General features: G+C 66.9%; 13 protein-coding genes. 2 read left to right on the top strand and 11 right to left on the bottom strand.

Annotated elements, in window-relative coordinates; translation table 11 throughout:
• The first annotated feature begins 30 nt into the window (after positions 1-30).
• Positions 31-1,578, top strand: a complete 1,548-nt coding sequence (locus BLU18_RS10110) for a sulfatase (protein ID WP_092634647.1) — start codon at positions 31-33, stop codon at positions 1,576-1,578.
• A 264-nt stretch (positions 1,579-1,842) separates the two neighbouring features.
• Here BLU18_RS10110 and BLU18_RS10105 read toward each other — a convergent pair whose 3' ends face one another.
• From BLU18_RS10105 to hemC, 9 genes are all read right to left on the bottom strand, one after another.
• On the bottom strand, positions 1,843-3,921 hold the full coding sequence (locus tag BLU18_RS10105; protein ID WP_143025257.1) for a hypothetical protein: 2,079 nt from the start codon (positions 3,919-3,921) through the stop codon (positions 1,843-1,845).
• Positions 3,922-3,998: 77 nt separating this feature from the next.
• Complete coding sequence (locus BLU18_RS10100; protein WP_092634642.1) at positions 3,999-7,571, bottom strand: DNA polymerase II large subunit; 3,573 nt, start codon at positions 7,569-7,571, stop codon at positions 3,999-4,001.
• Positions 7,568-7,954: a PPC domain-containing DNA-binding protein gene (locus BLU18_RS10095; protein ID WP_092634640.1), complete on the bottom strand. Its 387-nt coding sequence runs from the start codon at positions 7,952-7,954 to the stop codon at positions 7,568-7,570. The genes BLU18_RS10100 and BLU18_RS10095 overlap by 4 nt, the downstream gene beginning before the upstream one ends.
• Positions 7,955-8,061: 107 nt before the next feature.
• Positions 8,062-8,436, bottom strand: a complete 375-nt coding sequence (locus BLU18_RS10090) for a NifU family protein (RefSeq protein WP_092634638.1) — start codon at positions 8,434-8,436, stop codon at positions 8,062-8,064.
• A gap of 25 nt (positions 8,437-8,461) precedes the next feature.
• Complete coding sequence (locus tag BLU18_RS10085) at positions 8,462-8,797, bottom strand: DUF5783 family protein (protein WP_092634636.1); 336 nt, start codon at positions 8,795-8,797, stop codon at positions 8,462-8,464.
• Positions 8,798-8,834: 37 nt separating this feature from the next.
• Positions 8,835-10,832, bottom strand: coding sequence for a DUF7289 family protein (locus BLU18_RS10080; RefSeq protein ID WP_092634634.1), 1,998 nt, complete (start codon positions 10,830-10,832; stop codon positions 8,835-8,837).
• A gap of 127 nt (positions 10,833-10,959) precedes the next feature.
• Positions 10,960-12,366: a RecJ family nuclease gene (locus BLU18_RS10075; protein WP_092634632.1), complete on the bottom strand. Its 1,407-nt coding sequence runs from the start codon at positions 12,364-12,366 to the stop codon at positions 10,960-10,962.
• 38 nt (positions 12,367-12,404) lie between these two features.
• A complete protein-coding gene (locus BLU18_RS10070) occupies positions 12,405-13,133 on the bottom strand; it encodes a uroporphyrinogen-III synthase (RefSeq protein ID WP_092634630.1) in 729 nt (242 codons plus the stop codon).
• On the bottom strand, positions 13,130-14,215 hold the full coding sequence (gene hemC, locus BLU18_RS10065) for a hydroxymethylbilane synthase (protein ID WP_092634627.1): 1,086 nt from the start codon (positions 14,213-14,215) through the stop codon (positions 13,130-13,132). Before hemC ends, BLU18_RS10070 begins: the two co-directional genes overlap by 4 nt.
• Before the next feature lie 104 nt (positions 14,216-14,319).
• Between hemC and BLU18_RS10060 the strand changes: the two genes are divergently transcribed.
• Positions 14,320-15,399 (top strand): nitrilase-related carbon-nitrogen hydrolase, encoded by a 1,080-nt coding sequence (locus BLU18_RS10060; protein ID WP_092634625.1) that lies wholly within the window; start codon positions 14,320-14,322, stop codon positions 15,397-15,399.
• Here BLU18_RS10060 and hemL read toward each other — a convergent pair.
• Both hemL and BLU18_RS10050 read right to left on the bottom strand, forming a co-directional pair.
• Positions 15,396-16,730, bottom strand: coding sequence for a glutamate-1-semialdehyde 2,1-aminomutase (hemL, locus tag BLU18_RS10055; protein WP_092634623.1), 1,335 nt, complete (start codon positions 16,728-16,730; stop codon positions 15,396-15,398). The genes BLU18_RS10060 and hemL overlap by 4 nt on opposite strands.
• An 83-nt stretch (positions 16,731-16,813) precedes the next feature.
• On the bottom strand, positions 16,814-18,487 hold the full coding sequence (locus BLU18_RS10050; RefSeq protein ID WP_092634620.1) for an ammonium transporter: 1,674 nt from the start codon (positions 18,485-18,487) through the stop codon (positions 16,814-16,816).
• Positions 18,488-18,639 lie beyond the last annotated feature (152 nt).

Below are 18,639 nucleotides of genomic sequence, written 5' to 3'. Positions count from 1 at the left end.
TTTATTCGCTCGACCCACGCACTGACGGCTATGACGAGCGACGCCCCCGGGAACGTCCTCTTCGTCGTTATGGACACGGTGCGGGCGGACCACCTCACACCGTACGGCTACGACCGGCCGACGACGCCCGGTCTGGACGACTTCGCCACCGAGGCGACCGTCTTCGAGGAAGCCGTCGCCCCCGCGCCGTGGACGCTGCCGGTCCACGCCTCACTCTTTACCGGCCTGTACCCCAGCCAACACGGCGCCGACCAGGAGAATCCCTACCTCGAAGGCGCGACGACCCTCGCCGAGACGCTCTCTGACGCGGGCTACGACACCGCCTGTTACTCCTCGAACGCCTGGATTACGCCCTACACTCACCTCACCGACGGCTTCGACGCGCAGGACAACTTCTTCGAGGTGATGCCCGGCGACTTGCTCTCCGGGCCCCTCGCCCGCGCGTGGAAGACGATGAACGACAACGACCGCCTGCGAACCATCGCCGACAAACTCGTCTCCCTCGGCAACGTCGCCCACGAGTATTTCGCCGGCGGCGAGAGCGCCGACTCCAAGACGCCCGCCGTCATCGACCGCACCCAAGAGTTCATCGCAGACTCCGACGACTGGTTCGCGTTCATCAACCTGATGGACGCCCACCTCCCCTACCACCCGCCCGAGGAGTTCGCCGCAGAGTTCGCGCCCGGCGCCGATTCCGACGAAATCTGCCAGAACTCGAAGGAGTTCAACTCGGGTGCGCGCGACATCGACGACGAGGAGTGGGACGACATCCGCGGGCTCTACGACGCCGAAATCGCCCATATCGACGCCCAGCTCACCCGCCTGTTCGACTGGCTCAAAGAGCGCGGCGAGTGGGAGGACACCACCGTCGTCGTCTGTGCCGACCACGGCGAACTCCACGGCGAACACGACCTGTACGGCCACGAGTTCTGCCTCTACGACCCGCTGGTGAACGTCCCGCTGATGGTCAAACATCCCGACTTGGACGCCGACCGCCGGACCGACACCGTCGAACTCGTCGACCTGTACCACACCGTCCTCGACGCCCTCGACGTCGACGGCGGCGACCCAGCCACCGCCGGCGACACCGCCGTTTCCCGCGACCCGACGCGCTCCCTCCTCAGCGACGACTACCGTGCGTTCGACAGCGTGACTGACCCCGACCCCGGCCAGGCCGCCGCGCCCGACGGCGACTACGGCTTCGTCGAGTACTCGCGACCCGTGGTCGAACTCAAGCAACTGGAGGAGAAAGCCGCCGCCGCCGGCATCGACATCCCCGAGGACTCGCGCTTCTACTCCCGGATGCGCGCCTCTCGCCGCCCCGACGCGAAGTACGTCCGCATCGACCGTATCGAGGACGAGGCCTACCGCCTCGACACCGACCCCGGCGAGGAGACGACCCTCGCCAGCGGCGACGACGACCTGATAGCCGACGCCGAACGCGCCCTCGCCGACTTCGAGACGCGCGTCGGCGGGGCGTGGACCGGCGCCGACGACGCCGACGTAACCGACGACGCCGTCGCCAACATGGACGACGACGCTCAGGAGCGGTTGCGGGATTTGGGCTATCTGGAGTAACCGTAGCGAATACGGCCGGCGATATCGTCTCTTCTCGTGGGGTTAACGGTTGCCTCCGCGTGCGCCGTCGCCAGTCTTCGTACCCGTGTCCAGCAACCGATCGTCCGTCTCCGCGTACACTCGTACCGCGCTCAGTCTGTCATGCGTTCCAATAGCCGTCTCGAACCCCGCAGGAGCGGTTTCGAGTCCGAATCATCGATAATGGGGCGTGATTGATAACTGGACCCAATAATTTTTGCTTGGTCGAGACGGATAGCGGGTCGCTCAGTAGAGATCGGTATCCCTGAACGCTCGGAGCGCCTGCTCGGCGGCCGCCTGAACGTCGGCGTCTTCGGCCATCCGGAGGTCGCGGAGACGCGCCGTCGCCTCGGTGCCGGCGATCAGATCCGGTTGCTCCTCGGCGATTTCGGTCAACTGCTTCGCAGCCGCCACGACCGTCTCCGAGTCCTCGGCGTCCAGCCCGGTCACCAGCGTCTCGACGTCAGTCCGCTTGAGCTCCGCCACTGGCCTCTCGGACAGCTCCGTAACTTGGTGCGATGTCCCCGCCAGTACCTTCGTCTCCGTCTCGTTTTCTTCGGCCATACTTGATGCGCCGCTCGGAACGTCGGTGTCGCTCTCGTCCCGTTCGCGCCAGTCTGCCTCGTCCTGCGCTGCGTCTCCACTCACTCGTCCCGCGAGGGCCGACGCGAGGCTGGCGGCGATTGCGCGGATCAGTTCACCGCCGCGAACTCCGATGCGGAACGCGCCGCCGAGGAGTCGCTTGACGCCGGCGAAAAGCCACCCTCCCCCGCCACCGATCGCGCTTGTGAATCCGGAGATTGCTCCCATCCGTCGAAGGGCGGACGCGGCTACTGCGACCCCGCCGAGACCGACCATGGCGACGCCGATGACTACTCCCACAGATTCGCCGTCTCCGTCGGTCGGCGTCTCCGTGAGCGGTTGAGTGGCCGTCAGCGTCGCGGTCGGCGTTCGGGTGTGTGTAGCCGTCGGCGTCGTCGTGGCTGGCGGCCCCGGTGAATCGACTGGTTCGGTGGCGGCGGACGGTGACGACGCCACGTTCGTCTCGAACATCATCGATTCACGGTGAACTCCACCTTCGATATCCGTCACTTCGACGATGAGCCTCGTTTGCCCGGCCGCAGCGTCGATCCGCCCTCGGAACGGGATACGGTCGGCCGTCTCGCCCTCGTGAACGGTGATCGTTCGCACGGTCTCCCCGTCGGCTGTCGTCGATTTGACTACCACCTTGCGGGCGCGGGTATCGTTGACCTTGCCTTCGAAGACGAGTGAGTCCCCGCTGACGTGCGTCGCCGCCTCGTCGATCGTGATCGTCGGTTCGAGGTGGCCTTGATAATCGAACGGAATCTTCCACTGTCGCGTATTACCGGCGACGTCGGTCGCGACGAGGATAATTGCTGTCGCCCCGGTGGGTGTCTCGGTCGCGAACTCGAAGTCGGTGTTCACCCGATCTCGCGTGGGTTCCTTCGTGGTTGGATTCAGGATCCTCACCGTCTGACTCGTGCTCTCCAACCGGTAACTGAGCGAATTCACCTTCACACCGTCGCTGACGGTGCCCGCGACGGTGAGTTCGCCGTTCTCCGAGCGTTCGAAGCGGTCCAGATCGATGCTCGGCCGCTGACTATCGACCACCGAAACCGTGATGTCGTGGATGGTTCGCTGCCCGTATTCGTCGATTACCTCGACCTGCAGTTCGTTCTCACCGAGTCCGAACAGTATTGGCTGGGTGATGTTCGTCCCGGGGTTCTTGATGCGATAGGTTTGCCGAACCTGGTCTCGCTTGCCGGCGAAGAGCCACTCGTATTTCCGCTCGATCCGCACCTTGCTAACGTTGTTCTGATCGGAGAGCTCGGCCGCCAATGTCGTATCCGCACGCGTGAGTGTGACCTCGCCGTTCGACGGGTAACCCACCGATTCGAACGGCGACGTGTACGTTACCTCCGGGCCGTCGGAGTCTTTTATCACCGTCGTGGTTCGTTGGACGCCGATGGATTCCGCGACCACGCTCACCTCGTACTCGCCGTCGTCGAGATCGAGTGTGATCCGTTCGGAGAACGACGACGATTCGGGCTCGAAGGTTCGACGGGTCTCACCGCCGACTCGAACTGCGACCGTCTCGATCGATTCGTTCGCGTCGAGTTCGATGTCCACCTCCGGATCGTCGGTGACGACAACGCGATTGCCGTCCTGTACGGTACTTCCGTCGATAGTGATATTGACTGTCGACTGCGCCACGGCTGTCGGTGCGAATGCCGTGACAGCTAACGTGCCGAGCAGTACGAGGATAGTCACGAGTACGACCCCCCGCCCGCGTTGCTCCCCCATACTGTCCTGGTGTATTCCCGACTACACTAAGTGTTCTGCGTGGCTCCTTTCCGTGACACGAGTTCGGCGGCGTCTCGTCACATGAAGTCGTCGAGCCGCGACGGCTTGTTCTGGTCGTTCTGGAAGACACTCTCCAGACTCTTCTCTAGGACTTCGAGGCGCTGTTTCGTGTAGGGCCGGCAGCCGAACTCCTCGGCCACGCGGATGGCGGTGTCCATGTACTTGTTCACCGACCCCTCGTGGACCGTCAGGTTGACGCGTCCACCACACTCCCGGCAGTCGCCCGAGAGTGGCATCCGCCGGTACGACTCCCCGCAGTCGAGACACCGCGTCTCTTGGCGCGAGAACGCCCGCAGGTTCCCGATGAGGTCCGGCAGGAAGTGATACTCGATGATGCGCTCGGCCACGTCCGTCTCGTCGACGGCGTGGAGCTTCCGGGCGAGGCCGAGTTGAGCGTCCATCTTGTCCATCATCGACCCCAGCGTCTTGTACGCCGAGAGGTCCGGCCCGAGGGCGATGTTCGAGGTGTCGTGGGTGTGGTCGAAGCCGTGATACTCCGACTCCGTCCCCAGCGACGCCTCCGCGATTTCCACGTCCACGTCCTCGGGGTCGGCCATCTCGCGCGTCGCCTCGTAGAACTCCAGTGGGTACTCCCGCACCACGTCCATGTTGTGCGCCTCGTCGTCGATTTCGGTCGGGTCGATGCGCGAGGACATGACGAGGGGGGCGTCCATCCGCCCGCCGCGCTTGTCCGGGAGGTACTCCCGACTGAAGTTGAGGAGGCCGTCCATCAGGAGCATGACGCAATCTTCGTCTCCGTCACAGTTGCGGCGTTTGGCTGCGTGAAAATAAGGGTGCGCGTACCCGACGGACGCCGAGGTGAACCCCACGACACGCCCGACCACCGCCGCCGACGTGTGGGGTGCCATGCCGAAGACGAGTTCGCCCACCAAGTCCTGCCGTTCCTCTACCTCGTAGAACGCGGGCAGGTCGTAGAACTCCGTCAACAGGTCGTCGACGAAGTCGGCGGTCTTGAGGAGGTGTTCCGCGGCGCCGTCCGAGAGGACGATGTCCTGCACTCGGAGTTCGACGAGTTGGTCGTCGAAGCGGAGGGGTTCGCCGTCGATGTCGGTGTCGTAGCCGAGTTCGCGGAAGTCCTCCGCGGTCACGTCGAGTTCCTCGGGTCGCACCGACGTCACCGGCAGGTCCGTCATGTCGTAGCGGACCGTGCCGTCCTTGAACGCGCTGACGCCGTGTTTGGCGCGGAGGACGCCTTTCTCCATCGCCTCGGGCGTCTTGTTCGCCGAGGTGAGCCCCTTCACGCCCTTGAGAATCTCGAACGCGGCTTCGCGCTCGCCCACGGTGTCGAGGGCCTCCTGATAGCGACCACCGAGGTCGATTTCGCGCCACTCGGCGCTGGTCACGTCCCGGTCACATCGGTCGCAGTGGACGCGCCCGGACTCGTCGGGTTCGATTTCGCGTTCGCAGGAGTCACACTCGAAGACGGGGCCCGTGTGCCCGCCACACTCCGGGCATCCCGGCCGGTAGGTCGTCGCGCCGCAGTCGGGACAGGTCCGCCGCCCCACCTGCACGTTCACGACGCCTCGACCCGCGTCCGTGTGGGCGTGGGCGGCGCTGCCCACGTCCCGCTGGCTCCCGCCCGCTTCGCCGATGGGGAAGAGCGTGTGGACGGCGGGCGACAGGTCGCGTCCCTCCGACTTCTCCGGGCGCCCCATCCGGTTGCCGATTCGGGTCGGCGCTCGCTCGCGGACGGTGAAGGGCGCCACCTCGTTGACGGCGCGGATGGCGTTTTCGCCGTCCTCGTAGGTTCGTGCCGTCTCGGAGAGGTCGTCGAGCGTCCACTCGCGGTCGAGGTCGGTCGTCACGCCGAGCGACCGGGCGAGCGGTCGCCAGTCGGCGACGCGGATGGCCTCTTCCGTCGCGACGTGTTCGACCAGCAGGCGTTCGAAGGCGCCCCGAACGTCGGCCTCCTCGCCGTCCGGAAGGTCGATGACCAGCGCATCTGCCGCCTGCGCCGGGTCGCGGGCCTGCGAGACGCCGCCGTCGCCCTCGATGGCGACGACACTTCCCCCGCTCACGGCGTCAGCGAGGGCGTCGACTGCCTCGACACTCACGTCGTGCCACAGGTAGGTGTACGCCGGGTGGAGCGGGCAGTCGTATCGCCGCGCCCACTCCAGCGCCGTCTCGACGCTCGGGGATTCGAGGTCGACCCGCGGGTCGTCGCGGAGCGCCTGCACGTCCGCGTCGCTCGCCTCGAACTCCTGTATCCACCACTCGAACGTGTAGGAGGCGGGCGCGAGCGGATGGTTGTTCTCCACGAACTCGCCGTAGTTCACGAGATACTCGCCCAAGTCGAGAATCTCCTCGACGCCGTTGCGGACGGTCAGCGCCTCCGCCGGGTCGTCGATGCGCCGCACTTCGCCGTTGGCCAATCGGACCGTCGGCCCCTCGATGGTGTCGACGGGGACGACGCCCGCGGCCTTCCCCGGCCGTTCGGTCTTGATTTGGGTCCCCGTCGCGAGGAAGTCGTCGACGAGGTGCATCGTCGCCGGGTGGACGCCGGCCGTCGCGAACCCGTGATTCCGGGCGCGTCCGTACCGCAGTCGAAACCCGCCCGCTTCGGACGGGTGGCCGAACACCGGCCGCCCGGCGATGAGGTCGCGGAGGAACTTCCCAGACGGTTCGACGCGGGGGGCGCCCGCGTCGTCGCTCGATTCCTCGGCATCGGCATCGTCACTCTCGTCGTCGCCGTCGCTTTCGTCTGCCGCCTCGTCGCCGTCGTCGCTCTCCCCGATGGTGCCGTCGATGAGGTCCTGGAGCCACGGCCACTCCACCTCGTCCAAGTCGCGGGTGTAGCGCTGAATCTTCGGCGCCTTGAGCGCGATGCCCTCTGCGAGGACGAGACACATCCCCCCGCGGGCGGCGTTGGTGTCGATACGCTCCAAGTCGCGAAAGCCCGACACCTCCTCGTCGCCCGTCGCCTCCCCGTCGAGCATGATGGGGGTGTGCTCGGCGATGAACTTCGTCTCCTTGTCCTTGGGCGTGTACTGCAGCCCCGTCTCGGAGTCGTAGAGCCCCACCTCTTCGGCGTAGCGCTCTATCTCGTCGTCTCGGGGCTTGAACTCGTCGATGCCGAGGAGCGAGCGGGCGTAGTCCGCGACGAGCACCGAGAGCGCCTGTGCTGTCCCGCCCGCCGAGCGAATCGGCCCGGCGTAGTAGACGTTGACGAACTCCGTCCCGTCGTCGTTTGCAAGCACTTCCACGCGGTCGATGCCCTCGATGGGCGCGGCGACGACACCCTCGGTGAGGAGGGCGACGGCCGTCCGGACTGCCCCTTCGATTTTCCCGGCGTTCGTGTCGTAGTCGCCGACCGACCCCTCGACGAAGTCGGTGACGAGCGCCAGCGCCGCCTCCTCGCGGCTCATCTCCCCGTCGAGTTCGCGCACGCGCTCCGCGACGCCGTCGATGCCGAGGATGTTCTCCACCCGGTCGGCCATGTCCCGCGCCACCGGAATCTCGACCTCTTCGCTCGGGTCGGCGCCGCGTCCCCGGGCTCGCTCCGCGCGGTCGAACGCCTCGTCGAGTTGGTCTTCGATGCGCGCGAAGTACTGCTCGTCGTCCGGTGTCACGATTGGTTCGTCCCCTCCTCGAAACTCCGGAGTTGAATCGTCCCTTCGACGGCCGTCGCCGCGTTGAGGTAGCCGCCGACGGCCTGTCCGCTCGGCCGCGTCAGGACGGCGTAGGGGCGGGCGACGGCGTCGCCGTCGTCGACAGACACGTCTCCCACGCACGTCGCGACGGTGAGCGGTTCGTCGAACCGCACGGCGCGGTGTTCGTCCGCGGTCGGGTCGTAGTGCCACACGTCGGCGTCGCGGACCGTCCCCGTTCCGGAGAACCACGCCGCGCTGACGCCCTCGGTGTCGGCTACGTGCTCGATTGCCGCTCGCCAGTCGTCGCCGTCCTCGATGGCGACGCGATACTCTGCGCGTACGGCGAGTTCACGAGCGTCCATAGACGCGACACGGCCGGCCCCGGATTAAACCTTTCAGTGGCGCGGCAGGCAGCACCGCCGTTGGTCGATGTGTTGTAAAAACGAATCAGAAACGCCTGCGCTCGGCCTTAGAAGGGGGCCTGCGGGCCTTCGTCGCGGCCCTCGCTGTCGTCGGTCGTTTCGCCGGGGAAGGAAGGCTCCATCCCTTCCTCCGCACCCTCGCCGCCCATGCCTTCCATGCCGGTGTCGGCGTGGACCTTCGTAATCTCGGGAATCTCTTTGACCATCCGGCTCTTGATGGCCTGAATCGTCATCGGCGAGATGCCACAGCCGGAACAGGCGCCGCCGAGCTGGATGCTCACTTCGCCGGTGTCCATGTCGATGTTCTGAATCGCGGCGCTCCCGCCGTGCATCTGAATCTGGGGGAAGTTGCGTCGGAGGAAGTTGGTCACGCGCTCGCGGAGGTCGTCCTCGGCGTTCGTGTCCTGGGCGTCAGTGCTCATGGGTGTAGCAACGGTACCGACCGGCTTAGGCCTTTGGTTCGTCCGCATCACCGAGCCCGAACACCGAGCGCAGCTCCGCCTCGATTTCCTCGACGTAGCGGTCGAGCGTGGTCGTCAGCTTCTCCTCGTCGACGACGATGGCCGTCACGCGGTCCGTCGGGTTCTCGGGAAGTTCGATTCGGAACTCGCCGTCCTCGTAGAACGGCTCTGACTCGTTGAGCACCTGCTGGTCGATGGCGTGGATGAGCTCGGAGTCGTACTTGTCGTTCATCGTCTCGAAGGCGTTCTTGTACGCCCGCTGGAGTTCGGTGAAGTAGTTGGCGTACTTGTCCTCGAACTTCTCGGGGTCGAAATCGGCCATGCCCGTGCTTGCCCGCCGGACGGCAAAAGTCGGACGGTTACGCCTCTTCGACCCGAATCTCGTTGACGCTGACGTGGAGGTAGGTAACCGGCGCCCCGCCGCCACCCGTCAGCTCCGGCGTCTGGTCCGCGAGCACCGTGTCGTAGCTGACTCTCGACCCACTCTCCACGGCGCTCACACCGCCGACGAGACCCCCGTACACCCTCGCGCCGCTCTCGACCCTGATGTCCTCGTTCCCGGGTGCGTAGACGACACCGTAGAATCTGGCCCCGTTAGCAATCGTCACCGCCGAGTCGCTCGTCCCGTAGAGCCATATCTGGTCGCCTCGGTCGTCGACGCTGTCCCACCGCGACCCCCCTGAGATGGTGTAGTCGCCCGTGGCGTAGACGTGAACCTCGTTCGGTCCGATGACCTCGATGTTCTCGCTGTCGGTGAGCACGTCGCCGTTGATGGCGAGGTAGATGGGCCCGCCCGTCGTGTCGAGGGTGACGTCTCCCTCTGGCTCGAAGGAGTCGAGGGAGTAACTCCCGTTGGTCAGCGTACAGGGACAGGAACCGCCCTCGATTTTCGACACGTCGCTCCCGTCGTTGTCGTTCGACGCGGCAGTCGTCGAGACCCGCGTCTGTACCGTCGTGTCGATTGGGCGCAGGTTCGGCGGGCGGAGGTCACTCGCTGCCGACACGTCGCTCAGGTCCGGCTCCGGCCCGTTCTCCTGAATCGTCGCGCTCGGGTGGATGTTCGGGTAGACGTCCGGCCCGTTCTCGAAGGTGCCGGCGACCGTCAGGTCGCCTCGGATGTTCTGCCCGTCTGCCGGGTAGAAGTTGCCGCCGAGGTGGACGTCGCCGTTGACCGAGCCCCCCGGTTCGCTTCGGTAGTCGCCGCCCGCGGTCACGTCGTCATCGACGGTGATACCGCCCGCCCCCTCGATTACGTCGCCGCTGACGGTCGCCGGGCCGTTGAGCGCGCCGCCGCCACCGAGGACGAGGTCACCGTCCGCGATGACGCGGTCGTTGACGGTGATGCCACCGCCCGACAGGTCGGCGTCGCCGTCGACGACCAGCTGCCCCGTCACCTCGATGCCACCGCCGCCCCCGAAGTCACCGTCGACGCGCATGTCGCCCTCGATTCTCCCGCCGCCGCTGTTGGTGAGATTCTCGCCGACGTAGACGCTCCCGTTTTCGCCTTTCGTCGCCGGATAGGTCCCCTCGGAAGAGTTGTAGCTGTCGACGGTCGCGCCGTTCTGGACCGTCACCGTCGGCGCCTCCGAGGCGATGGATTCCTGCACCTCTCGCCCCCGCGTGGGGACGCTGAGGACGATTTCGACCGTCTGGTTGGCGTCGTCGGTTCGCACCGTGTCCGCGTCGGTGCGCGTCTCGAAGTATTCGGCCCACGCGCGGTAGTACTCGCTCTGGATGCTCACTTCGACCGTGCCCGCGTCCAGCGGGTTCTGCATCCCCGCGCTGGCGTTCGGGAACGCGGCGTTCGTCGGCCCGTCGACGAACCGCAGTTGGTCGGAAGAGGTCGCCGGGCCGCGAAGCACCACCAGCGGGAAGGTCAACGTCGGTTCGCCGCTCGCGCCCGTCCCCCACCGGTAGTGAAACTCCGGCGGCGATATCATTCGCGCCTGCCCCGCACCGCTGGTCCGCCACACGCCCCCGCCCTGATACGCGACGGTCGAGCCACCGGCCCGGTATTCGATAGCGCCCATCGTCGTGTTCACGAGCGGTGGGCCGGTTGCGTTGGCGCCGGCCCGCGAAATCGTGATTCGACCCGCCGATTCGTCGAGCGTCGCCTGTCGCTGCCCACCCAGTTCGACCTGCCGCGTGTTCGCGTAGCCGAGGGCGACTTCGCTCACCTGTGAATCGACCGTCGACATGGCTACCTCGGCCTGACTGGCGCCCGCCTCGTCGCGAACGCCCTGAATCGCCTCGCTACCGAGCAACAGGACGCCCGTCGTTCCGACGACGACGAGTCCCAGAATCAGCACGACGCCGATGACGGTGCTCTGTCCCCGCCGCGTCGCTCGGTCGCTCACACCGCCTCCGGCGTGCGGGTCGGTGGGCACGACCCACCGGGAGGGTTCCGCGCTGTTCTCATTCGTGATAGGCGTTCGACCCGAACGGGCTTCTATCTTTGTATGTTATTTTGACACGTAGTCGGGGTCAGCTGAGCTGCTCCCCGACGATGTCGTCGGCCGCCGCGACGAACGCCGCCTGTTCGCCCGCCGGAATCGTCGCGCCCGCGGCCACGTCGTGTCCGCCGCCGTCGCCGCCGACCGACCGAGACGCCTCGCGCATGACTGCCGAGAGGTCGAGGCCCTCGCGGACCAGCGCGTGCGTCCCGCGCGAGGAGACTTTCACCTCGCCCTCCTCCGTGGCGGCGAAGGCGATGATGGGCTGGTCGCGACTGATTCCCTCCGACCCGAGCGCCATCCCCGCCACGATGCCGACGATGGTCTCTCGAATCTGCGTCCCCGCGTCGAACCACTGCAGGTGCTCCTCGACGGTGACGCCCTCCTCCACCACGAGGTCGATGCCCTCCGAGAGGTTCTTGCGGTGGTTCCGGAGGAGGGTTCGGGCGCGCTCTAACGCCGCCTCGCGGTCGCCCAGACAGACGGCCAATCCAACGTCCGCGCGGTCGTAGCGCGCCGTCGCGTTCAGGAGCGTCGAGAACTCGCTCACGTCGCGCAGCTCCGTCCCCTCCGTCTCCGCGAGGAGCGTGTACGTCGTCCCGACAAGGTCGTCGACGCGGGCCGACGGCACGCCGCGAGTCACCGCGTGTTTGAGGAGGGCGCTAGCCAGCGTCTGGCGCTCTGGCGCGGTCAGGTCGACCCACCGCTTCCACTCGCCGTCCTCGCGCAGGTCGATGTCGAGGTCAGAGAGAAAGCGCATCGCTCCGGATTCGTCGCCCGTGATGCCCGGGAGGCGAACGTCGCTCGCGTACTCCAGCAGCTTTGGGAGCGGGCGCGTCTGGCGGCCGTACATCGCGAGGTCCGTCCCCTCGCGGACGACGCCCGCGTCGACGCCCTCCGCGACGATGCCCTCGTTGGCGCCCGTGAGTCCGTCGGGGCCGCCCTGCATGTCGCCGACGGCGCCGACGACGGCCAGCGCCGCGAGGTCACGGTTGTCCGTCTCCTCGTCTTCGAGTGCGCGCGCGAGACAGTAGGTTGCCCCCGCTCCCGAGAGTTCGCTGGCGCCGTTTATCCCCTCCAACAGCGGGTTGCAGTGATACGTCGTCTCGGCGTCCGCGGGCTGGTGGTGGTCGGCGATGACCGGCGTGAACGCGTCGTCGTACTCCGTGATGATATCCAACTGACCGCTCCCGAAGTCGGTGAACAGCACCGTCTCGTGGTCCGTCTCGGCGATGCTGGCCACGGCCGCCTCGTCCAGTTGTCGCTCGAAGACCACGTCGACCGGAATCCCGGCGCGTTCGAGCGCCGTCGCGGCGATGGCGGCGCTCGTCAACCCGTCCGCGTCGATGTGGGAGGCGAGCAACACCGCGTCGGCGTGGCGGAGGCGGTCAGCACACGCCGCCGCCCGCTCTGCGAGTTCGGGGACGGGCTGAGACATTACTCGACCGTCGGTCGGCATCGCGGATAAATCTTCGACTACCGCTCGCGCAGGCGCTCGACTGTCTCGCGCGCCAACGCCTCGAACGTCGCCTCCGCGGGCACCACGTCGACGTCGATGCCGAGGTCCGTCGCCGTCTCCCGTGTCGGCTCACCGATGACGCCGACGACGGCGTCGTTCAGGCCGCGAATCGCCGCGTCGCGAACTCCGCGCTCCGCCGCGGCGTCGAGGAAGTGTTCGACCGTCAGCGACGAGGTGAAACAGGCCCCGTCGAGGTCACCCTCGGCGGCGAGCGTCGCCGACTTGCCCGACCCGTCGGGTCTGACCAGCCGGTAGAGCACCGTCTCGTGCACGTCCGCGCCGGCGTCGCGGAGGCCGTCGAGCAACACGTCGCTGCCGTGGTCGCTCCGCGCCACCTCGACCGTCGCGCCCGCGACGCGGTCGGCGAGCAACTCGACCAGCCCCGTCGAGGAGTACTCCTCGGGAAGCAGGTCGACCGCGTAGCCCGCCGCTTCGAGCGCTTCGGCGGTTCGCGGGCCGATGGCAACCACCGTCGCGTCGCCGGGGCCCCACCCGGCGTCGGCGACGAGTTCGGCGCCCGTCTTGCTCGTGAAGACCACGTACTCGGCGTCTCGGGGCGTCGCGCCCGTGGCTTCGACTGCGAGCATCGGGTCGGCGATGGGGTCGACGCCGAGGTCCGTGAGGAGGCGCCGCGCGTCCTCGATTCGCTCGTCGTCCGGGCGGAAGACGGCGACGCGTTCGCTCACTCCTCGGCCTCCTCGCGCGCCTGGTCGATCAGGTCGGCGGCGCCCGCCTCGCGCAGGTCGGCCGCGAGGTCCGCCGCGGCGTCAGCGTGGTCCGTAATCGGCAGGTCGGCGGTGCGTTCGATGACTTCCGTCCCGTCGAGGGAGAGCACCTGCACCGCAACCTGGACGTACTCGCCCTGCACGAGAGCGTGGACGCCGATGGGGGCGATACAGCCACCGCCGAGTTCGGCCAGCACCGTCCGCTCGACTGTCGTCGCCACCCGCGTCACCGGGTCGTCGACGAGTTCGCGAATCGTCTCCATCGCGTCCCCGTCGGCGCGCGCCGTCACCGCGATGGCGCCCTGCCCCGGCGCAGGGACGAACGACTCCGTCGGGAGTCGCGTCGTCGGCACCGTGTCGAGCAGGCCGCTCCGCTGCAGTCCCGACTCGGCGAGGACGATGGCGTCGTACTCCACGTCGGGGTCACGCTCCATCGCGCGCCGCTCCAGTTCGGTCAGACCGTCGAACCAGTCTTCGACCGACTGGTCGAAGGCGTCCGGGTGTTCGCCCTCGTCTTCGTCCTCCGCGTCGAGGCGGCGCTGGTGTTCGCGTTGCAGTTCCGGCCCGAGCAACTTCTCGACGCGCGTGTCGACGTTGCCCCGCAGGGGTTCGACCTGCAGGTCCGGGCGCTCGCGGCGCAGTTGCGCCCCGCGACGGAGCGACGAGGTGCCGACAACGGCGCCCTCGGGCAGTCCGTCGAGTTCGCTTCCGTCCGGCGTCACCAGTACGTCGCCCGCGGGCGCTCGCTCGGGCACGCCCGCGACGACCAGTTCCGGCGGCGACTCCGTGGGCATGTCTTTCATCGAGTGGACCGCGGCGTCCACGTCGCCGTCGAGCACCTGTTCGTCGAGTGCGCGCACGAACGCGCCCGTCTTCCCGAGTTGGTGGATGAGTTCGTCGCGAATCTCGTCACCGCGGGTCGACACCTCGACCACGTCGACGTCGAGGCGTCGGGCGGAGAGGCGGTCGCTGACGCTCGCCGTCTGGCGGAGGGCGAGGTCGGACCCGCGCGTCGCTAGCCGAATCGTCCCGCGCGTGTTCATGGCAGAGCCGTCGCTCCCGAACGTGAAAAGCCCATCAGTTCCGTCGGCAGGCAGTCGACTGCCGCCCCGGAACCTATTACGGTCGCATCGAATAGACGTGCCCGATGTCGAAGATTCCCACCTACAACGCGGTCGGTCTCTCCCCCACGGTGTGGGGCGCCGAAGAGCGCAGCGACATCGAGAAGAATCTCGACCACATCCACGAAGCCCTCTCGGCGGCCACCTGGCTCAGCGGCCTCGAGCTTCCGGTCAAACTCGCTGTCCTCCCCGAGGGTGCTCTCCAAGGCTTCACCGACGAGGTGCGCGACATGGACCACGCCACCTATCGGGAGGAGATTGCCATCGACATTCCCGGTCCCGAGACCGACACGCTCGCGGAGTACGCCAAGGAGTTCGAGGTGTATCTCGTCGCCTCCGCGAAGGAGAAGGCACCCGAGTACGACGAGAAGTTCTACAACACCGCCTTCGTCATCAGCCCCGACGGCGAAATCGTCCACACCCACCGGAAGGTCACGCCCCTCCTTCCGGTCGAGCGCTCGGTGTCGCCCCACGACGTGTGGGACGACTGGACCGAGACTCACGGCGACGACCTCGACGACATCTTCCCCGTCGTCGACACCGACATCGGGCGCATCGGCATCTCGCTTGCCATCGAGGGGGCCTATCCCGAGTACGTCCGCGGCCTCGCGATGAACGGCGCGGAGGTCATCTGTCGCATCGCTTGCCCCGAACCCCTCGTCGCCAACGACAGCTGGGAGATTCAGAACCGGGCGCGCGCCCTCGACAACACCTGTTACGTCGTCGCGCCGAACCTCGGCACCTACTACGTCTCGCCCGACGCCGAGACGCCCGTCGACACCTTCGGCGGCGGGTCGATGGTCGTCGACCACCGCGGGCAGATTCTCGCCGAACACGACTACGGCGCCGGCTCCTCCTACTGTGCGGCCCCCATCGACGTGGAGGGCCTCCGCGAGCATCGCACGCAGTCGCCGCTCACGAACTGGATCAAAGACCTCCGGACCGAACTCATCCAGCCCATCTACGACCGCGAAATCTACCCCAAAAACCTCTGGCTCGACCGTCAGCCAGTCGACCACGAGACCTACGCCGAGGAAGTGACGGAGCGCCAGATAGAGAAGATGGTCGAGGAGGATATCTTCGTCCCGCCGTACGACGAGCGCTAAAGCGCCTCTTGGTAGGCGTCCAGCGTCCGCTGGATGTCCTCTTCGGTGTGGGCGTAACTCACGAACTGCGTCTCGAACTGGTTGGCGGTGAGGAAGACGCCCTGTTCTTTCATCTGCTGCCAGAACACCCGCTCCCAGCGGTTGGTCTCCGCGGCGGCGACGTCCGCGCCGGTCTTGGGACAGGCGTCGAAGTTCGGACAGTCCTCGCGCTGTCGACAGCCAGCCTCACAGCGACCCGCGCCGGCCTGCCCGTCGCGGGTGAAGATGGTCTTGAAGATGCTGTCGGTGCCGACGACGGTGTACTGGGGTGCCTGCTCTTCGAGGATGTCCGTGATGCCCGCGCGCAGTTGCTCGCCGAGGTCGTTGACGTGGTCGTACACGTCGTTCTCGGCGGCGTAGCGCAGCGTTTCGAGTCCAGCCGCCATCGTCACCGGGTGGCCCGAGAAGGTGCCCGACTGGAACACGTCACCGCCGGGCGTGAGGTGTTCGACGATTTCCGCGCGGCCGCCGACGGCGCCGACGGGGAAGCCGCCGCCGACGATTTTGCCGAGCGTCGTCAGGTCCGGCGTGACGCCGAACTTGCTCTGGGCACAGCCGAGGCCGCCGACGCGGAACCCCGTGATGACCTCGTCGAAGATGAGCAGCGAGCCGTGTTCGTCACAGAGTTCGCGGAGCGTGTCGTGGAAGCCGTCCACGGGCATCACCACGCCCATGTTGCCGAGGATGGGTTCCGTGAGGACCGCGGCGATGTCGTCGCCGTGTTCCTCGAACACGTCCGTGACGGTGTCGGAGTCGTTGAACGGCACCGGAATCGTGTGCTCGGCGAAGGAGTCGGGGATGCCCGGCGAGGAGGGCGTCGCCCCCTCGGGCGAGCCTTCGACCAGCGTCGACTCTTGCGCGCCGTGGTAGCCGCCCTGCATCACGACGATTTTGTCGCGCCCGGTGTATGCGCGGGCGAGACGGACCGCCGAGACGGTGGCTTCCGTGCCCGAGTTGACGAATCGGACCATCTCGACGGAGGGGACGTGGCGAGCGACGAACTCCGCGAGGTCGACTTCGACTTCCGTGGGGGCGCCGTACATCGGGCCGGCACTCGCGTGTGACTGGATGGCTGCCTCGACGGACTCGGGCAGGTCGTGACCGAACAGGAGCGGGCCGTAGCCCATCACGTAGTCGAGGTAGCGATTGCCGTCGGCGTCGATGACGTGCGCGCCATCGCCGCGTTCGACGAAGAATGGGTACGGCATCGACGCCCGTACCGACGAGTTGACGCCGCCGGCAAGCACCGACAGCGCCCGGTCGTACAGTTCCTGCGATTCGTCGTGGTTCATACTCGTCGTTCCGTACTACGGCGGAAAGAATGTACGGGAAAAGGAGCCGCAACCGCTGGTGCTCTGTGGTCAGCCGTTACCGCTCAGACCGCGTCCGAACCCTCCTTACCCGTCCGAACCTGAATGGCGTTGTCGACGGGCATGATGAAGATTTTGCCGTCGCCGGGTTCGCCCGTGTTGGCGCCCTCGCGAATCGCCTCGGCCACGTCTTCGGCGGGCACGTCGGCGACCACACACTCGACTTTCACCTTCTGGTGGAGGTCGACCGTGTACTCCTCACCGCGCCACTGGCCCTTCTTCGCGGGCTGTGAGCCGCGGCCCGAGACGTTCGTCACCGTAATCGAGGGGGCACCGACCTCTGCGATGGCCTGCTTCACGTCGCCGAGTTTCTCGGGGCGGAGCATCGCGACGACCATCTTGATGTCGCGGTCGTCACCGCCGTCCGTGCGGACGTCCCGACCGCCGTCGGTGCGGATTTCGGGATCGTCGCCGCCGTCCGTTCGCAGATTGTCGCCGCCGTCGGCGACCACGTCGGGTTCGCCGAATTCGGGGTAGGTGTTGACGCCGTGTTCGGCCACGTCGAGGCCTTCACGCTCGTGTTCCTCGGAGACGCGGGCCTGACCGGCCGCCTTCAGGACGCCGAAGACCAGCGCCGTCGCGACGATGGTCCACACCGCGATGACGACCACGCCGGCGAGCTGGCCGACGAAGCTGACGGAGTAGCCGGGAACCGCGAACAGCGGGAACAGCACTGCACCGAGGACGCCCGCGCTCCCGTGGACCGGGAACACCGCACAGACGTCGTCGATCTTGAGTCGCTTCTCGATGAACTCGAAGACGATGGGGAGCTGCGCGCCGGCAGCGCCACCGATGACGAGTGCGCCAATCCACGTGATTGCGTTCGTGTTGCTCGTGATGCCGACGAGACCGGCGAGCATGCCGTTTGCGACGTACAGCGTGTCGACCTTGCCGGTCTTGGCGAGCGCAGCGGCGCCGGCGCCGATGGCGCCCGCGGCCATGCCCATCGTCGTCGTGAGGACGACGCGGCCGAGCTGGTCGCTGAGAGCACCGCTGTCAGCGAAGACGGCCGACGTGCCCACGTTGAAGCCGAACCACCCGAAACAGAGGATGAGCGTCCCCAGCACCGCGAAGGTGAGCGAGTGACCGGGGATGATGTTCACCGAGCCGTCGTCGTTGTAGCGGTCCATCCGGGGACCGAGCACCCACGCGGCCGTGAGGCCGGCGATGCCGCCCATGCCGTGGACGATCATGCCGCCCGCGAAGTCCTGGAAGCCCGGACCGATGGTGGTCAGGAAGCCGCCGGCCCACGTGAGGCCGGTGACCACGGGGTAGATGATCGCGGACAGGAGAATCGTGTACGTGACGTACGCGCGGAGTTTCGCGCGCCCCGCCACGGCCCCGCTGACGATGGTCGCCGCCGTCATGGCGAACACAGCGCCGTAGAACCAGCCGATCCAGCCGGCCGAACCCCCGGTGATGTAGCCGAACGGGTTCGAACCACCGCCGACAATCGTCGAGACACCGGCGCCGATCAGGAAGTAGACGAGGACGCCGACGCTCCAAGTCAACATGTTCTTCGTCAGCTGGTTGGCGACGTTCTTCGAGCGCACCTGCCCCGCCTCGAGCATGGCGAAGCCGGCGTGCATGAAGAAGATGAGGAAGCTGACGAGCAGGATCCAGGCGTTGTTGACGCCCGACGTGATAGCCGATGGATCCATCTGCAGTGGCGTCAGCATGCAGCCACCTCCGCTGACGGTACTTCGCTATCGGTGCTTGGACAGACGTTCGTGTTTCCGATTACTTCTACCATGTTCGTTCTCCGTGTTGCGATAGAACGTACTGTTGGGACATAATATAAGGATTAGCGTTGACAAATGTCTGTATAACG

It is taken from the genome of Haloplanus vescus (genome assembly GCF_900107665.1).
In the GTDB taxonomy this organism is placed as follows: domain Archaea; phylum Halobacteriota; class Halobacteria; order Halobacteriales; family Haloferacaceae; genus Haloplanus; species Haloplanus vescus.
This window is presented reverse-complemented; position numbering and strand designations above follow the sequence as displayed.

What these genes read in the sequence shown, in the direction of transcription:
- hemC (WP_092634627.1), bottom strand. Translation starts at nt 14,215, where the DNA reads ATGAACACGCGCGGGACGATTCGGCTAGCGACGCGCGGGTCCGACCTC.
- BLU18_RS10060 (WP_092634625.1), top strand. Translation starts at nt 14,320, where the DNA reads ATGTCGAAGATTCCCACCTACAACGCGGTCGGTCTCTCCCCCACGGTG.
- BLU18_RS10090 (WP_092634638.1), bottom strand. Translation starts at nt 8,436, where the DNA reads ATGAGCACTGACGCCCAGGACACGAACGCCGAGGACGACCTCCGCGAG.
- BLU18_RS10105 (WP_143025257.1), bottom strand. Translation starts at nt 3,921, where the DNA reads ATGGGGGAGCAACGCGGGCGGGGGGTCGTACTCGTGACTATCCTCGTA.
- BLU18_RS10085 (WP_092634636.1), bottom strand. Translation starts at nt 8,797, where the DNA reads ATGGCCGATTTCGACCCCGAGAAGTTCGAGGACAAGTACGCCAACTAC.
- BLU18_RS10110 (WP_092634647.1), top strand. Translation starts at nt 31, where the DNA reads ATGACGAGCGACGCCCCCGGGAACGTCCTCTTCGTCGTTATGGACACG.
- BLU18_RS10075 (WP_092634632.1), bottom strand. Translation starts at nt 12,366, where the DNA reads ATGTCTCAGCCCGTCCCCGAACTCGCAGAGCGGGCGGCGGCGTGTGCT.
- hemL (WP_092634623.1), bottom strand. Translation starts at nt 16,730, where the DNA reads ATGAACCACGACGAATCGCAGGAACTGTACGACCGGGCGCTGTCGGTG.
- BLU18_RS10050 (WP_092634620.1), bottom strand. Translation starts at nt 18,487, where the DNA reads ATGCTGACGCCACTGCAGATGGATCCATCGGCTATCACGTCGGGCGTC.
- BLU18_RS10095 (WP_092634640.1), bottom strand. Translation starts at nt 7,954, where the DNA reads ATGGACGCTCGTGAACTCGCCGTACGCGCAGAGTATCGCGTCGCCATC.